16 protein-coding genes and 1 pseudogene are annotated in these 15657 nt (G+C 48.3%); 1 reads left to right on the top strand and 16 read right to left on the bottom strand.

Annotation, left to right across the window (positions count from 1 at the left end; genetic code table 11):
• Window positions 1–50: 50 nt before the first annotated feature.
• Window positions 51–1763 carry a GTP-binding protein gene (locus KXG62_RS23460; protein WP_218094452.1) on the bottom strand — a complete coding sequence of 571 codons (1713 nt, stop codon included), beginning with the start codon at window positions 1761–1763 and terminating at the stop codon, window positions 51–53.
• Window position 1764: 1 nt separating this feature from the next.
• A complete protein-coding gene (cysD, locus tag KXG62_RS23465; RefSeq protein WP_218094453.1) occupies window positions 1765–2697 on the bottom strand; it encodes a sulfate adenylyltransferase subunit CysD in 933 nt (310 codons plus the stop codon).
• A gap of 148 nt (window positions 2698–2845) precedes the next feature.
• Between cysD and KXG62_RS23470 the strand changes: the two genes are divergently transcribed.
• Window positions 2846–3133, top strand: coding sequence for a hypothetical protein (locus tag KXG62_RS23470; protein WP_218094454.1), 288 nt, complete (start codon window positions 2846–2848; stop codon window positions 3131–3133).
• Between the two features lie 209 nt (window positions 3134–3342).
• Here the strand turns inward: KXG62_RS23470 and KXG62_RS23475 are convergent, their stop codons facing one another.
• The 14 genes and pseudogenes from KXG62_RS23475 to KXG62_RS23540 form a co-directional block, all read right to left on the bottom strand.
• A complete protein-coding gene (locus KXG62_RS23475; RefSeq protein ID WP_218094455.1) occupies window positions 3343–4233 on the bottom strand; it encodes a hypothetical protein in 891 nt (296 codons plus the stop codon).
• A gap of 128 nt (window positions 4234–4361) precedes the next feature.
• On the bottom strand, window positions 4362–5075 hold the full coding sequence (locus tag KXG62_RS23480) for a hypothetical protein (protein WP_218094456.1): 714 nt from the start codon (window positions 5073–5075) through the stop codon (window positions 4362–4364).
• A 102-nt stretch (window positions 5076–5177) separates the two neighbouring features.
• On the bottom strand, window positions 5178–6362 hold the full coding sequence (locus KXG62_RS23485; protein WP_218094457.1) for a WG repeat-containing protein: 1185 nt from the start codon (window positions 6360–6362) through the stop codon (window positions 5178–5180).
• Window positions 6359–7906 carry a Sir2 family NAD-dependent protein deacetylase gene (locus KXG62_RS23490; RefSeq protein ID WP_218094458.1) on the bottom strand — a complete coding sequence of 516 codons (1548 nt, stop codon included), beginning with the start codon at window positions 7904–7906 and terminating at the stop codon, window positions 6359–6361. Before KXG62_RS23490 ends, KXG62_RS23485 begins: the two co-directional genes overlap by 4 nt.
• Window positions 7907–8011: 105 nt before the next feature.
• Window positions 8012–8206 (bottom strand): hypothetical protein, encoded by a 195-nt coding sequence (locus KXG62_RS23495; protein ID WP_218094459.1) that lies wholly within the window; start codon window positions 8204–8206, stop codon window positions 8012–8014.
• Between the two features lie 6 nt (window positions 8207–8212).
• Window positions 8213–9136 carry an ankyrin repeat domain-containing protein gene (locus KXG62_RS23500; RefSeq protein ID WP_218094460.1) on the bottom strand — a complete coding sequence of 308 codons (924 nt, stop codon included), beginning with the start codon at window positions 9134–9136 and terminating at the stop codon, window positions 8213–8215.
• A 168-nt stretch (window positions 9137–9304) separates the two neighbouring features.
• A complete protein-coding gene (locus KXG62_RS23505) occupies window positions 9305–9781 on the bottom strand; it encodes a hypothetical protein (RefSeq protein WP_218094461.1) in 477 nt (158 codons plus the stop codon).
• Window positions 9778–10152: a hypothetical protein gene (locus tag KXG62_RS23510; protein ID WP_218094462.1), complete on the bottom strand. Its 375-nt coding sequence runs from the start codon at window positions 10150–10152 to the stop codon at window positions 9778–9780. The genes KXG62_RS23505 and KXG62_RS23510 overlap by 4 nt, the downstream gene beginning before the upstream one ends.
• A 57-nt stretch (window positions 10153–10209) precedes the next feature.
• Window positions 10210–10515 carry a hypothetical protein gene (locus KXG62_RS23515; RefSeq protein ID WP_218094463.1) on the bottom strand — a complete coding sequence of 102 codons (306 nt, stop codon included), beginning with the start codon at window positions 10513–10515 and terminating at the stop codon, window positions 10210–10212.
• A 79-nt stretch (window positions 10516–10594) separates the two neighbouring features.
• Complete coding sequence (locus KXG62_RS23520; RefSeq protein WP_218094464.1) at window positions 10595–11539, bottom strand: helix-turn-helix transcriptional regulator; 945 nt, start codon at window positions 11537–11539, stop codon at window positions 10595–10597.
• A gap of 85 nt (window positions 11540–11624) precedes the next feature.
• Window positions 11625–12470 (bottom strand): hypothetical protein, encoded by an 846-nt coding sequence (locus KXG62_RS23525; protein ID WP_218094465.1) that lies wholly within the window; start codon window positions 12468–12470, stop codon window positions 11625–11627.
• Between the two features lie 973 nt (window positions 12471–13443).
• Window positions 13444–13722, bottom strand: coding sequence for an IS110 family transposase (locus tag KXG62_RS34190; protein WP_246627608.1), 279 nt, complete (start codon window positions 13720–13722; stop codon window positions 13444–13446).
• Window positions 13723–14136: 414 nt separating this feature from the next.
• A pseudogene (locus KXG62_RS23535) lies at window positions 14137–14916 on the bottom strand (recombinase family protein).
• A 415-nt stretch (window positions 14917–15331) separates the two neighbouring features.
• On the bottom strand, window positions 15332–15655 hold the full coding sequence (locus tag KXG62_RS23540) for a hypothetical protein (RefSeq protein WP_218094466.1): 324 nt from the start codon (window positions 15653–15655) through the stop codon (window positions 15332–15334).
• Window positions 15656–15657 lie beyond the last annotated feature (2 nt).

A 15657-nucleotide genomic window follows, 5' to 3' on the forward strand; every position in this document is an offset into this window, starting at 1 on the left:
GCGATTCGCATTATCAATAAAAGAATCGTACAACTGCAAGCTTGTTATTGCTACTGATTAATTAAATATTTCACAATTCGTTTCACTACGTCATTTGCCGCTTCTTCAACGGAAGACCGGCTTGTATCGATTTCGATTTTCCGGTTCCCATGGGCATCGTTTGTGCTCGAGCTGCCTGCAACAGGTCCGTTGACGTAAACTTCAATATATTCTTTGCCAATGATGTCTCGCGCAATTACGCTGTCGGTATCTAGCAGGGAATCATTCGACACTAAGGCAATAAGCCCCGCATCGTTCATCAATTTGGCAACCTCCGCCAAGCGCCGCGGCGATTCTCCCTGGCCATTCTCGAGCAACATGGTATGGTAGCCTGTCGACACCAGACGTTTCTCGACTTCCTTCACAAGGGTAGCATGCTCCGAAACCGCACCGTTGAACCAAAGGGTTAACGGATTTTGTCCCTTTTGCTCAGCGCGAACATCTCTGGTGACTTCCGTATCCAGCCGTAACGATCTGTCGGAGCTTTGAAGGGCTTGGTCAATGACCCCACAGGCCGATGTCATATTGGTTACGCGATCGATCAGAATAAACCCGCCGATGCTCTTATATTGTTCAAAGGAATCAAATACGATGTTATCCGTTAAAGAAAACTCGCATGTTGCCAATTCATTTTTGACAATATGATCTGCCGGAACCGTATTTCCAGTATTAATATCGATCTTATGCGTAATGGCCGTCACGGTGCCGGGCAGGATTTTCGTCCCTACCTTTACCAAATAATTTTTACCTGGCGTCAGTACGGAATCATCCATCCAAAGAATCGTGGCGCTAAAACTATCCGCTTCTTTAACTTGATGATCTGTCGTGAATACACAGCCCCGCGAAACGTCAACCTCACGATCCAACTGAATCGTTACGGGTTGTCCCGCATAAGCTGAATCCCTTTCTTGGTCCGTCACTAAGATCCGTTTGACCTTCGCCTTCTCACGACTTGGCAGCGTCGTCACCTCATCGCCGACCGCAATGCTCCCAGCCTCAATCTGGCCTTGAAACCCGCGAAACGTATGATCCGGTCGGCATACGCGCTGAATCGGCATCAAAAACGACTTCGCTTCATCCGTTTGATGAACATCCACTTGTTCCAAATACGACAACAATGGAAGGCCTTCATACCAAGGTGTATTCTCCGATTTCTTGGTAATGTTATCCCCTTCCGTAGCGGAAACCGGGATCACCTGGATGCTTTGAAGGCGGAATTCGGCGGTCGTTCGGAAGAAATCTTCTTTAATATGCTCGAATTTCCTTTGATCAAATCCGACCAAATCCATTTTATTCACGGCTAGTACAAGATGTTTGATGCCCATGAGCGAACAAATCCGGGCATGGCGCTTGGTTTGGGTAATGACCCCTTTGGTTGCGTCCACAAGAATGACGGCCAGATCCGCAAAGGATGCGCCTACTGCCATGTTCCGTGTGTATTCTTCATGTCCCGGCGTATCCGCTACAATGAAGGAACGGTGATCCGTCGTGAAATACCGGTATGCCACATCGATCGTAATCCCTTGTTCGCGCTCGGCCAGCAATCCGTCAAGAAGCAGGGAGTAGTCAATTTTGCCGCCGCGGCTGCCCAGTCTGCTATCCAGTTCCAATGCTCTTTCTTGATCGGCGAACAAGAGCTTCGCATCATAAAGCATATGTCCAATTAAAGTGGACTTTCCGTCGTCCACGCTTCCGCATGTAATAAATTTAAGCAGACTTTTCATTTTAGAAATAGCCCTCCCGTTTACGTCTTTCCATACTTCCAGCCGCCTCTTGGTCGATAACCCGGCTTGTCCGTTCGGATGAAACCGCGCCAAGCGTTTCTTCGATGATGGCGTCCAGCGAATTGGCGTCCGACTCGATCCCGCCTGTCAGAGGATAGCAGCCTAATGTGCGGAACCGCATCTTCTTCATCTCTACTTTTTCATGGGGCTCGAGCTTCAAGCGATCGTCATCCACCATAATGAGATGTCCATCGCGCTGGAGGACCGGTCTTTCTTTTGCAAAATAGAGAGGGACAATATCAATGTTCTCTCTTCGAATGTACTGCCATATATCTTTTTCCGTCCAATTGGATAACGGGAAGACGCGAATGCTTTCTCCCTTATTGATTCTTGTGTTAAAAAGCTTCCACATTTCCGGCCGTTGGTTTTTCGGATCCCATGCATGATTTTTATTCCGGAATGAAAAAATCCGCTCTTTCGCGCGCGATTTTTCCTCGTCGCGTCTTCCCCCGCCGAATGCAGCCGTAAATCCGTATTTGTCCAATCCCTGTTTTAACGCCTGGGTTTTCATAATATCCGTATACGCGGAGCCATGATCGAACGGGTTGATCCCTTGTTCAATACCTTCCTGATTGGAATGAACGATCATTTCGATCCCAAATTCTTTCGCTTTGCGGTCGCGGAATTCGATCATTTCTTTAAACTTCCACGTTGTATCAATATGCATGAAAGGGAATGGCGGCTTCTCGGGATAAAAAGCTTTCAGCGCCAAATGCAGCATCACGGAGCTATCCTTCCCGATCGAATACAGCATCACGGGATTTTCACATTCCGCCGCTACTTCCCGTATAATATAAATCGCTTCAGCCTCCAGCTGATCCAGATGCGTCATTTCATGGGAATCAAGCTGATCCCGATGCGTCAGTTTTTGCATGGAAAGGTGCCTCCTCTTTAATCCCTACTAAATCTATCGTATTTCTTATATCCTATCAGATTATGGCTTAAATGCAAAGTGGAATAATCTAAAATTCTTTATTTTTCTATGATTCAGCAAGTGGGAGGTCACCGAAGGCTACGGGCGGTTGCTTGAGGAAGCGGGTCCGCTAACCGGCATGGTGGATTGGAAGGTCACCGCCGGCGGCTCCAGCGATGCCAAAATTTTGTCGCAAATGTTCAGCATTCCTTCCGTGAACCTGTCTGCGGGTTACATGAACGAGCACACGGACCGGGAGACCGTGGATTACCTTGCCGCCTACGAAACGTCTAACCTGATCGAATGTGTTTTAAGCCGTCTTTTGATTAAGAGCAAACAGCAGACCAATGAACGATCTGAATCATGTCATACGGAATTGTCGATGATCTTCAAATAATCTTTTTGTTACCTCAAGTAAGCCTCTGTTCACCGAATCTATGTGCTGCATGGTTATTTCCGAAAAATACGCGTTACTAAGACGTAACTGCTCTATCGCTTTTCTAATGCCGAGTTGTATCCTATCCATTTGCGGATTGATTTGACAATACATTATCATAGAACACTTGTTTGTAACACAAAAGTCATTTATCAAAGTAGCATTTCTTACTAAAGCCGCGGCAAGCTTATACCGTTGTCCTTGAACGTATCCCTAACATTATCCACCATTCGCGCTATGTCCTCATAGCGATTTAATAGACCACCTTGTACACGTAGAAATTGATGCAGCGCGATTAAGGGTCTACCTCTCCAATTGTGCAATGTATAGCCTAGCTTTTTATCCCCACCTAATTTAATCAAATTCTTTTCCTCAGCATTAAGAAACATATCCGTTATCCCTTTTCCATTCGTCACTACGCAACAATCATCCGCCATATGCGCACTTAATGATTCAATTAGCAGCGTATGATACGCTTTCAGTTCAGGCATTTCGTTATATATTTCCTGCAGCCTCTCATAATTCACAGCATCCGTATTGTCCGAGTAAAAAGGAATAAACTCCCCTACAGCGAAAGGGTATTTTCCAATAAAGTCCACATAATGCCGAATCGTATCTTCTTTATTCAGACCTTTTTTAAAATCACCCCACCCGATAAATTTTTTGCTTAATATGGAGTGAATAAGCATGGTGATGTTTCGATGAAACGGCGCGATCTGCTCAGGCTTCGAATTGTTATTGTAAAAATGAGTGTACGATGTCCATTCATTCTTAGCGGCTCGCTTTTCTCGCACAGTGACATCCCCTGCATACTTCGGATTTAATCCGAAAAAGACGAAGCGGAACGGCTGAGCGGTAGAATGAAACGGCAACGGACCGATCAGCTGTCCCTCCGTCTCGGCAACGAATTCCGATGGCTTACCTGATAGTTTTAATAGGTTATTTAATTTGCCTACCACATTCATTAACGGTTCACGAATATTGTCCACTCTATCGCCGGCATCCTTAATACCCAGAATCGTTTCTATCAGCTTCATAAAATCCTCATGAACAGATTTCATATGATGGCCCCCCATGATTGTTATGAATTTAATGCCAAGGCATTAAGCCGCGCTGTAATCGTCTCGATGCATAAATTGCATTCATGTTGATTCCACTTCCGGACCGGTCAGGGATTTAGCCTGCGATGCTATTTTTTTATCATTTTTTTGATGTCCATCTGTAGACTTTGTGAAAAATCATATCTCGGCAATCCATTCGCATCGAGCGCCTCCGTTAACCAGAACTTACTGTCAAACGGAGGAAGCCCTTCCGCCGAATCCAGTAGCTTGGTCTGAAACGCCCCCAGCTTGCTGATGGTTGCATACGCGTTCACAGCTCCCTCCTGATAGACCTTGTCCCAGGCTTCACTGTAAGAAAGGGCTTCTACTTTTCCCGTTTGCTTGTTTTTCAACAGGTAACCAACTACGTTGGGATTGCCTCTTCGGTCTTGGATCATAAGGCTCTTCACGATTTCGTTTCCATTCTCCTCATTCGGAGATACGCCAGGCGTTGTTTGCCATTTACGCTCGAGCTCATAAAATGCTGGATCCTCAATCGGTACCAAAGCGATAAATGTGCCATACAAGTTTTCGTGCGCATTGGTTTCAACCAACCAAACACCCTCTATATAGTGTATAAGGTCCCCTTCTTTAATCCACTCGGGTAAGTCCTCCGGGAGCAGGTATACGGTTCTTTTCCGATCCAACTTATCCTTGTCTGACAAGCAGCGTACCAGCAGCGCGCCGCTCCCTAGTTCATCCTCATAATTCTCATCGACAATTCGGTAGCACTCGCCATCCAGCTTGATCAACCCTGTACTAGGCTTCGGTAAAACGTCATGATTCACGATGATCGTTGTCAAGCTCATACCTCCCTCGTAGATAACCCTGTTTTATAACTGCATCGCAGCATACTTCCACATACTTACCGGGAACTTAATCATAGGCCGAGATCCTCGCAATTCTTAATAAAGCTCAAACACCCCATATTTCAGACGGGAATGGATGTCCATAGCGGCGATGACGGTTTGCCCCGGGCAGAAGAGGTTATCGTAGACGCAAGGCAATATTTCATAACCGGTTGTATCGATCAGACCGGTTTTGCCGCCAATGCTTGCGGTCAATAACCCATTCGGAAATAAGGCTAACTGATCATATTTCCGCGGGAGCCGCTCGCTTCCTTGCAGATCGATCAGACTGTATTTCCCTTCCTGCTTGACGGCAACCATCCCATCATAGATGAGACTGACCGCATCATACTTATAGGGAAGGATCGGCCTCGCTTGCCTGTCGATCACCCCCCACTTCCCGTGAAGCCTTGCCGCCATATGATCGTCCTTGTCGTTCCACCGGATTTCATCATAAATCGGGGATAGGATATGTTCTCCCGACGGATTGACGATCCCCCACTTGCCTTGGAGCATCACCTTGGCAAAGCCGTTATGAAATCCGCCCATCACCTTATCGTATTGGAACGGCAGAACCGTCTCTCCCTTACTGTCGATATATCCCCATCGGCCGTCCCGGGCGGCATGACAAAGTCCTTCGCTGAAATAACCGAGCACATCGAACGTGCCGCCGCCGATGGGCCGGCCGAAACGATCCACGAGCATGCTTCGTCCGTTACGGTTGGCCGTCCCGACCGTCATATTCTCCTCGAATCGAAGCTCGTCATAAGCGAACGGAATCACGACTTCACCCCGGGTATGAATCACTCCCAGCTTTCCATTCAGCTCGGCCGCCAGGCAATCCGCCAAACCGCTTTCCGCCAAATCGTCATAGGAATAAGGAACCAGCGGTTTCCCGTTCAAATCCATGGCTCCCCATTTACCCGACCGTTTGGCGCATATCATGGTTTCAAACGGATAGCGGGTTTCGTCGTACAGAAACGGAATGATTGTTTCCCCGAAGCGGTTAATGAACCCCCACTTGCCATGCCTGCTAATGGGGACCATCCCGTGGACAAAAGTATCGCCGGGCGCGACTTCGATTTCGTCAAACTGAAAGGGGATGACCACCTCGTTGTCCCGGTTGACAAAGCCCCACAAATCATGGAGCTTGGCCAGCAGAAGCTCGTCGTCGCCTGGAAATTGAAGACTGTCATACATAAGCGGCAAAATAACCCTGGATTGGAATCTGTTATTTTTCAATGGCTGCGGTCCCTTTCTTTCTCCATTTGCTGCCTTCTCAGCGTTACGTCGTTCATGAGTTGTTCTCCCGTTTTTCCCGCAATCTCAAGCGACGACTCGATAACGGCCGTTAGTCTCGGACTCCGCCCGGCATCCGGCAATAGGGCCAGCTTGGTGACGAGGATGCCATAGGGCTCCGCCCCGCGGTTCATGCACGGCTGGCAGTATGCTGCGGAGACGGGTGCGATCCTTGACGAATACACCCCTTCTGCGGCGTTCGTCCGGCATACATCGCACGTCAGCGGCGCCGGTTTGCGCCTTGACTCCAGATCCATGGCCGCTTCGATCTCCTTCAATATGCCGCCGATCGGCCCGCTCAGGACAAGATCAAATAGATCGTCATGCGGCGTCGGTTCATGATTGATGATGATTTTCCTTGCATGCTTTGCAAGGCACGGCAATTCGTTCATCGGGGACACTTGAAGCGAGGTCCCGGCAACGATCAGCAGATCGGCGCTTTCCGCCAGCTCGCCCACATGCTCCCAATGCTTCACCGGATCGCCGAACAACACGACATCCGGAAGAAGAATCCCCTCACAGCGCTTTCCTTCGCGAAAGTGAAGCCCCGGCGCATCGGGCTGGTTCATGATATCGAGCGTATTCGCTTCTGCGCCGCATACCGAACAGCGGGAACGCAGCAGGGCGCCGTGCGGATGAATCACGGCCAAGCTGCCTGCTTTCTCGTGCAGATCGTCGACATTTTGGGTGATTATGGAGATTTGTTTGCCCATATTCTCCAATCGCGAAAAAAAGGTATGACCGGCATTCGGCTGAATGAAGCCTATAGCCCGGCTTAGCACTGCTCTTGAATGGTTTGGAATTATTTCTTCCATAGCATCCGTTAATAGTTGCGTGAAGCTCTTCCAAAATTGCTCGGGATTCGCATCGCGGTATGGCGCGCTCATTGTCACAAGGTACGACGGGTTCGCCGAAATCGCGCCCGCTCCCGAGCGGAAGTCCGGTACGCCGGATTCCGTGCTTATTCCCGCACCGGTGAGAACGACAATATGGGCGGCATTTCGAATCCAATCCTTCGCCGTCTTCCGCTTCTCCTTCTCCGGCGCCGAATGCATATGGTCGTAAAGATACCGCTCCTGCTGCTTCCATCTCCGTTTGCGCACCTCCAGATTCCACCGGATATCCGCGTCCACTGCCCGGTCGACGGCCTTCTTCAGCTGATCCGAGAATGGATACGGATGCTGCAGGTCGGCTGTAAACACGGAAAGATGCCACGACGCGTCGTTAAATCGCGGAAGCGGCGGGATCGGAAGGTCTTGACGGGGCTCCAGCCGCTTGCTGCTGCCGTCAGCGGATTGTTCGGCGACCGCGTTAGTCCCCCCCTCCGAACGGATCCGCTCCCACGCTTCATCGAACGTATAACCTGCGGTTTCTCCAGTTTTATGATCCTTTAAGACAAAGCCCAGATAATCATGGCGATGCAATGTTTTTTTCCAAAACACCAGCGTATGCAGCACCTCGAATCGGCCGTTTGTTTTCAATTCCATCGAACCCCTCTCATATGATTTTATCGTAAAGCGTCAGGCTCCTCGGGTCCCTGCCACGTTGCAGTGTCGTAAGCTGCGCATTGATTCGGCCCTATCGTTCTAATACTACATCTTCTCCCAGAACGTACAGCAGGCGCTTGCGAACGTATCTGCTAGGCCATTGACGCCATCTACGTTGCATGCACCTTGTTCCGCTTGAACCTCAACCTCCTCCTTGTTGTACGGTACGAGCTTTCTTCTTCCGCCCCAATAAATGCACGTTGCACAGCATTCCATGCCGCGCCAGACCAAATATCCCATGCAGGCTCATCTCCTCGTAAAATAAACGATTCGCTCGTCACCCTTTCGAGCTCCCAACGCTTGCAGCTTTCGTTTGATAGTGGTGTGGCCTTGCATCTCGGCGTAATCTACGGCGGTCTTTCCCTCGGAATCCCGCGCAGATAGCGCTATTCCATTCGACAGCAATATATCGATGACCGCTTCATGACCGAATTCCGCCGCACACATTAGCGCCGTTTGCCCTTCCTTCGTTATAAAATGCGGATCGGCACCGTATAAGAGCAGCAGCGTTACGATCCTTGCATCCCCCTCGCAGCAAGCATACATCAGCGGCGTGCCACCGGATTTGGCGTCGGGCTCATTCGGATCCGCGCCGCGCGCTAACAGCAGCTGAATGGCGCCGTATCGCCGTCGTATGATATATGCTTTCAGCAGGCCGCAGGGGCGGCAGCCCCTATCGAGCAAATACTTCACGGTATCTACACTCGCTGTTTTAGCTGCATGCGCTAATGGAGTTCCCCGGAATTTGTCTTGATCTTCCAGGCCATTGCCTATGTCCGCAAAATATCGGACAAGGGCTAGCGCTCCTCTGGCTGCCGCCAGCATGAGCGGCGTCCGGCCTTGACGATCCCTCGCCTGAGGGTCCGCACCGCTTCGAATCAGCATATCGATCATTTCGATGCTGTTGCTTTGGATGGCGCTGAGCAGCGGCGTTTCTCCGCGTCCGTTCGGAAGCTCGGGATCGGCCCCTTGCCGCAGCATATATTGGGCGGCTTCGTACTTCCCTTGAGATGCAGCCAGCGTCAGCCAAGTTGCCCGATTGGGCAGCGGTTGGTTGAGATCGATAGGAAGCCGCCGAAGCAGCCGCACCATTTCGTCATCCGTCCAAGGTGCCATGCGCATGGCTTCCCATACCATCACCGTCAAATCCCCCGATGAATGCTCAAGCATCCTGGAGGCGAGCTCCACACGCCTTTCGCTCGCCGCCTTCATGAGAAGGCTGGGGAGCGCATCGTTCAATCCATTGTGAACGGATATATCGATCTCTCCTTCTCTGTTCGTCTGTCATAGCAAATCGAGATACAAAAAGCGCCGTTTCCGGCGCATGCTTCACATTTGTTATTCAATCGCTTTTCTTCTGCTTGCGACCGGGCGAGAACACGCAGGACAATGAACATCGTTCACAGTTACGATCGTCACCTCATTCGCACACGCCCTGCATAAAGAAGGATGGAGTTTCTCCTGCTCCGGTGTCTGGGCCGTCACAATGTGCAGATACCGTTCGACCTGCGCACATTCCCGGCAAACGCCCAGCTCCCAGCCCGAATACACAAAAGGCTTGCTCGAAGCTTGCAGCCCCCTTCTCCCGTGAAGGAATGCGGGAACATACGGCTTGCTCCGGTCAGGGCGCTGCTTCTCCAACTGCAGCTGCGGGCTGTTTAAGAGCGCTTCCCACATCCGCCTTACTTCGGGATGCTGTTCAGACGCCAGCTCCCGCTCAAGGTCGGAGTAGGCGTCGCGTAGGAATGTGTCCCCACCCAACCAATAGCTGCGATGCCAACCGCATTCGCACGCAAGCTCATAGCGGGCGCTCATTTCGGTTTTTCACCGGCTTCCGCAATCGTTCTGCCGTCCGGGAATGTCCAGAGCAAAAAACCGCTAGGCTTCCCAGGACCGTCTTTCCCCAGTATGGCCGCTGCCGTCCCGCTCGGACTTCCGCACACCGGCTTCAGAACCAGGTAACCGTTGGCCTTCTTTTCAAGGTATCCTTCGCGCGTCAGCACATCCAGATTATCCGGGATCCATCCGCCCGCATGCTTGTCCGTAAACATCGAACCGGGCAGCACAATCAGCATCTGCCTCCGCTTGGCCAACTTGTCATAATACCCCTTCGCGGTCTGGTTAAGGTATACATTGGCCTCTACTTTCCCGACAGCCGCCGGACGAATCGTCAATTGTTTTGTCATCTATGTTTCCCCGCTTTCCATTGGTGTGAAGAGAAGAAGAGCGATGGGAAGACCGCTCTATGAAGCTTTGAGCGAGCAAAACGCTCTGAACCGCATTTCGATTTCACGAATCAGCATTTCATTCGTTGCCCTATTAACTTTCGAATATGCTATAATCACGTCATAAACGGATTGAAGCAGCCTTTGATTGAACGGTTTCTCTCCGAGCTCGGATAAAAATTCCCCTTGCAGCTTTCGAGATAAATGGCGGAGCATTTGATTTTGATAGTAGAGCCGGTCTTTACGGAATCCAATGAGTCTGTTCAAACTCTCCATCTTCCCTTTCCGAACCATCCCAACAATCTCAACCAAATTTTTATCCAATCCACATAACCCCTTCCACGTCGTTTGTTTACTCACTCATTATAGAAGGGGGGTGCCGCACCATATGCGGCTGCAATAATTATTTTTCATATAAATGATTCATTTGCCGAAGCTTCTCTCTCATGATCGTCCGAAGCTCCTCCGGGGCGAGAACCTCGACCCATTCCTGCTGTGAGAAGATCCAAAATAAAATGCCTTCATAGCCCAAAACGGTCACCTCGACCGTGAGCGAAGCGCCGTCCTCGGACCGGCTAACAACCCGCAGCTCCGGACACTCTCGGCGTAAATATTCCTCCACGTTAGAGGGAATGCGAAGCCGGACCTTCTTCTCCTCCCCGCTGAACATGTTAAACGACCGATTGTGGTATTCCCCGACCCGGAAAAAATCCGCTCCTTGCTCGACATAAAACTTCGTTTCGGTCTTCCGCAGGTCCGTCATCCGATCGACCCGGTAGTGCCGCAACATATGATCCTCCCGCTTGCCTAACAAGAAAAAGCTGCCTTTATGGTAGGTGATCGTGACCGGGGAAAGCTCTCTTAATACAAGCTGCCGCCTGTTCGCCGGGTGCGGATACCGAAACGTCACCTTCGTTTGCTCCATAATGCTTTCGAATAAGATCTGAATGCTCTTCAGTAGAGGGACGGTCGTTACTTCTTCATAGTAATAATTAAAGCTGTTAAAGAACCTTCGTAATTTCGACTGTTCTTCCGCAGAAAATCTTCGAATAAGACGGTCGACCGTCCCGGTGCACTCGTCGCGGTTCAAGCTTCGGCTGTTGTACAGCATCAGGATAATGAAGAAGACTTCGCCTACGGTAAGCAGGCTTTCTTTGTCCGTCAGCACATACGACTTCCGTACGGAATCGTATTCGACCGACACGCCAAACACGTCGCGGATATACCGGATATCCCGCTGAATCGTATCTTTGCTGCAATTGTATTCATGACACAGCTGTTCCACGCTTAAAAAGATTCCCGAAGACAACTGCTTCCATATGCTTAATACACGAGTGATTGAGTTCATCTAGGATAGGCCCCTTCGTTGCTCCACTGCAGTTACATAAAAAAGATAAAGCCTCGGACTGTATCCGGCTTTATCTGCATCGTCATCAGGAACGATTCTCGTTCATCAGATTTTCCCTAATATACGCCGTCAGGTCGCGTACTCCTGCGTACCCCATATGCTCATAACCGAAAAAGGGACTTAAGATAATTTTCGTCCCCAAACCGACCTTCTGTTTTGAAACGAATATCTTTTTGCCGCTGGGCGACAATACGATCTCATCGAACTCCCGGATTCCCCATATATGCTCGGCAAGTCGTTTCTTAGCCGGGATATCGCCGACACAGAGCACCAAAGGCACGGGGTAAATATGAAACAAATCGTTAAAAATTTTAATTCGTTTCTCTCTCCAGCTTATGTAAGGATTATCAGACCCGTTGTCGGAGAAGTTGAATGCTTTTAAATAAAGATTTTGTTCCACATTCTCATAAGGTAAAGGGGATCTTTCATTATTTCGCGGTAGCGGTCTCCAGTCCAAAAGAGCCGTCCGGATACCCGGGCGATTCGAATACAGGCCACCTTCGCTTAGGAACCGCCTAACATGATTGATTACGGAACGATCTCCGCGTTGAAACCACTTTTGCGGCGACGAATCCTTGTCTTCCAATGCCAAAACCATTCGGGAACATAATCTAAGAAAAGGACTGACGGGCACCCTCTCGATGCTTCCGGGCTCCCACTCTCCCACCTTCCAATATCCATTCGCCCCATCCCCATTGACCCAACACTCCGGTTTGGCCTTAAACGGTCCGCAAATGTCCATAATATTCGCTTCGACAGACCTGTCGCCAAGTCCACCCTCATTCGCAAGAAAAATGATGTCCGGTCTTGAAAAATCACCATAACCTACATAAGAGAGCAATGAATCGATCTGTTCTTCACTTAAGTACATAAGAAGCTCACTCCAGTGCTGTGGTTATTTGCAATCAAATCTTAATCCCCTAGACATGTAATTAGGGAGCGGTAACGATGGTGCTGCAGCCCGGTGATCATAATGAGTGCTTTAGACCCACAGATTACACCTATATTTACAGTTCATTGGACCCATTCCATGCCGACTGTAATCGAATAATACGACAGAAACCGGGAATTGTCGATAATAAAAGTCAGTTTCGTTGGGGAAACTGACCTCTTTTTTAAAAAAGAAATGACTCGGTATGATTCCATTTGTCCTCATTCAAATAAGTTTGCCGCTGAAACCGGAGATCTACAGGATAAAATCCAGAAAAATTACCAGAAAACAGTACAAAAAATGCAAAGTAAGTTTGATGTAAAGGGCAGGGAAAAATACAGGGGAAGACCAAGGTTGGGAGGGAAATTCATTGAGTTAAACCGATTGGAAAGAGCGTTCAAACAGCTTGAGAAGAGTGATTGGGGATCGGATTGGTAAATGCCTGATTCCGGCCGGCTCAGCGGCAAACATATTTTGCTTAGTGCCAGACTTTAAGTGTTCAGTGGCAGACTATTTTTGCTGTCTACAACTACTTCCTTACGAGCGACACACAGCATTCCACATGCACCGTATGCGGGTCAAAAAGCGAGAATAATAGAGGCTGTTATAGTCGGCTGGAGCCTTGATTTTACTGGATTTTTGTCGTTCGCATTACGTTCGCTTATTCTCATTTTGGGAGGCCTTGGACTGGTTTTTTCACCAAGTTTCCACCAACGCACAAAGCTTTGAACCAAGAAATCCCGGTAATGCTGATAATCTCAGGTTCACTAATGCCATGATTTCCTCCGCCTTCTTCGTGGAGCAGGTATTATGGCTTGCCTTCCGCAACACTTTTGCCAATTCCTCCGCTGTCATATCTTCGAGCAGTTGCGGCGAAGGGGAGGTATGCCAAAAGACGAGCGCACATTTGCCATCAATATCGCTGAAAAACTTCTTGTAGCTCGGATAGTGGTTGGCTGAGCCGGGCATGAAGCTGATTTTTCAACGAGATTTGCGACTTAATCAAACCTGTTCTTCGGGATACGAACTGACCAATTGTCCAATATACATCTTGAACATTGGCATCCGGCAGGATGTCTAGCTTGTTCAGAAGGATTTTTGCCAAACATTCGGCATCCCAACTATCGCTTTTCTGCGTGGTCGGGTAGCTTTTTCGTTCGGCAAAGGACAGTGCTGTATTGACTTCTTTCACCTCTGCTTTTCTTCAAGCAGATAAACGGCAAGAGACCTCCCGTACCCACCGACAACTTCAAGACCAAAAAAGAGGGGTTACGCCTCTTTTAGCAAAGCTCTTTACTTGCTGAAGAAAGTCGGGGAACGCATTGGGTATGTTGTCGAATTGAATCTCTCCAAGCTTTTCATTTCAGCAGTTGATAATGACGGCGGTATGAGTATGCTTATGCAAATCCACGCCAACATAAATGTGCTTTTCCTTGTAATGTCGCATTGAATCCCTCCATGTCAATTGAGATGGAAAGAATGTCGGCAACCTCAGCTCGAGCGTTAGTCATAAGACCCGCATTGAGACGCCAGCCAATCCATTCTTTCGGTTCAATTGACATATAGAATAGTCCGCTCATTTTTTAAGCAGACAATAAATCTTTTTTTAGATGATGGCTTGATGTTGACCAACCGCTTCAATATTGCCGAATGAATATGTCCCCCGGTATATGGGTTCATGATCAAAAATCCGTTTGATCTGCACTTTGGTGAAGCTTTTGCCTTGGTCAGTTGTGTAACCTTCCTTGTTCAGCTGGTCTGCGTAATGAGCCAATATCCAATGAGGATTCTGTTGCTTCAGTTCAAACAACCTTCTAACAATCTCGGCTTTTCGATCATCGACAATCAGCAGCTTATTGCCCTTGATCACTTTGTATCCGAAGGGGATTCCTCCACCCGCGTAGCCGCCTTGTTCCGCCTTTTTTCTTCTTCCTCTGCCAAGCTTCAAAGCGATCTCAAGCTGTTGATACTGATCAAGCAGTTCCAGCATACCGTTGACCAAGAAATCGTTTGGGTCATACGCATAAATGCTGTAATTCGGTTGCTCTATCGCCTTTACATCCACTTGATGCCGCTTTAGTTCCCGCTGAATCAAGACTTTCGCCATGTCTGAACGCCAAAGACGCGAAGTATTCAAGACGATTACTCCATGAATATTCAACTGGCTGATATCAGCAAGCATGTTCTGCAAACCATCTCGTTCAACGGTCAATCCTTCCTCATCGACTTTCACTCCGCTTATTCCCCGATCTTAGTAAATTCGGAGCAGATTCCAGTTGTTTTCCTGGCAATATCGGTTTATTTCATCAACCTGATATTGCAGACTGTAGCCATCTTTGACTTGTCCTTGAGTTGAAACCCGGACATAACTAACGACATTTAGCATCGATTTCCTCCCCCCGGTTACAGCATTTCAAGTTGCTGTAACCCTTGCTATTCAGCATGTCGTCTGCTTCTGTGAGATTGTATGAGAATGGCCGCTTGCTGACAAGAGGGTTCCAAATTATTTGCATGAGGGTGGTTTTCATACCCAATCTATTTGCATGAGCTACTGAATTTGAAATAAGCATTTGTACATGAGGTATCTGAATTCGTAACCAAATAACTTGCATGAGCTGCCTGTATTCAAAAACGATCTATTTGTTAACTTGCTGATTTAATATGCATTTTTAGCGCATGAGATTCGATTTTAGGACTTTCTAATCTTCAGGAAATAGGAGAATTGGGTAAAAGAAAAACCTTGACTGAGTGACGAACACTCAATCAAGGTCGACAATTACAATGTTCAAGTTGTATTTGATTTATATATTACGCTTTTTAAAGTAATCGGACATTTTTTGCAGATATTCTTTTAGCTTTTCCGGTTCATCTGAATAGTCCGCAATAATACTAACTTCTCCCTTTTTACTAATAGCATAAGCCCATGCCCATTTAAGAGCTTCTTCTGAAGGTCCTTCTATTTGTTTATTTCTGAAAAAAAACCAGCAACATTCCGCTTCTTCGTACTGCTCTCGTAAAACTGGAATTGCTTGACTTGTCATATAAGGTTTTAAATTTTTAAGTGCATTTTCTTCCGCAATTTCTCTTGCTTCTTCATACGTAATTTTTTTAATGTACTCTACCATTG

Origin of the sequence: Paenibacillus solanacearum, from assembly GCF_910593845.1 — a bacterium.
In the GTDB taxonomy this organism is placed as follows: domain Bacteria; phylum Bacillota; class Bacilli; order Paenibacillales; family NBRC-103111; genus Paenibacillus_G; species Paenibacillus_G solanacearum.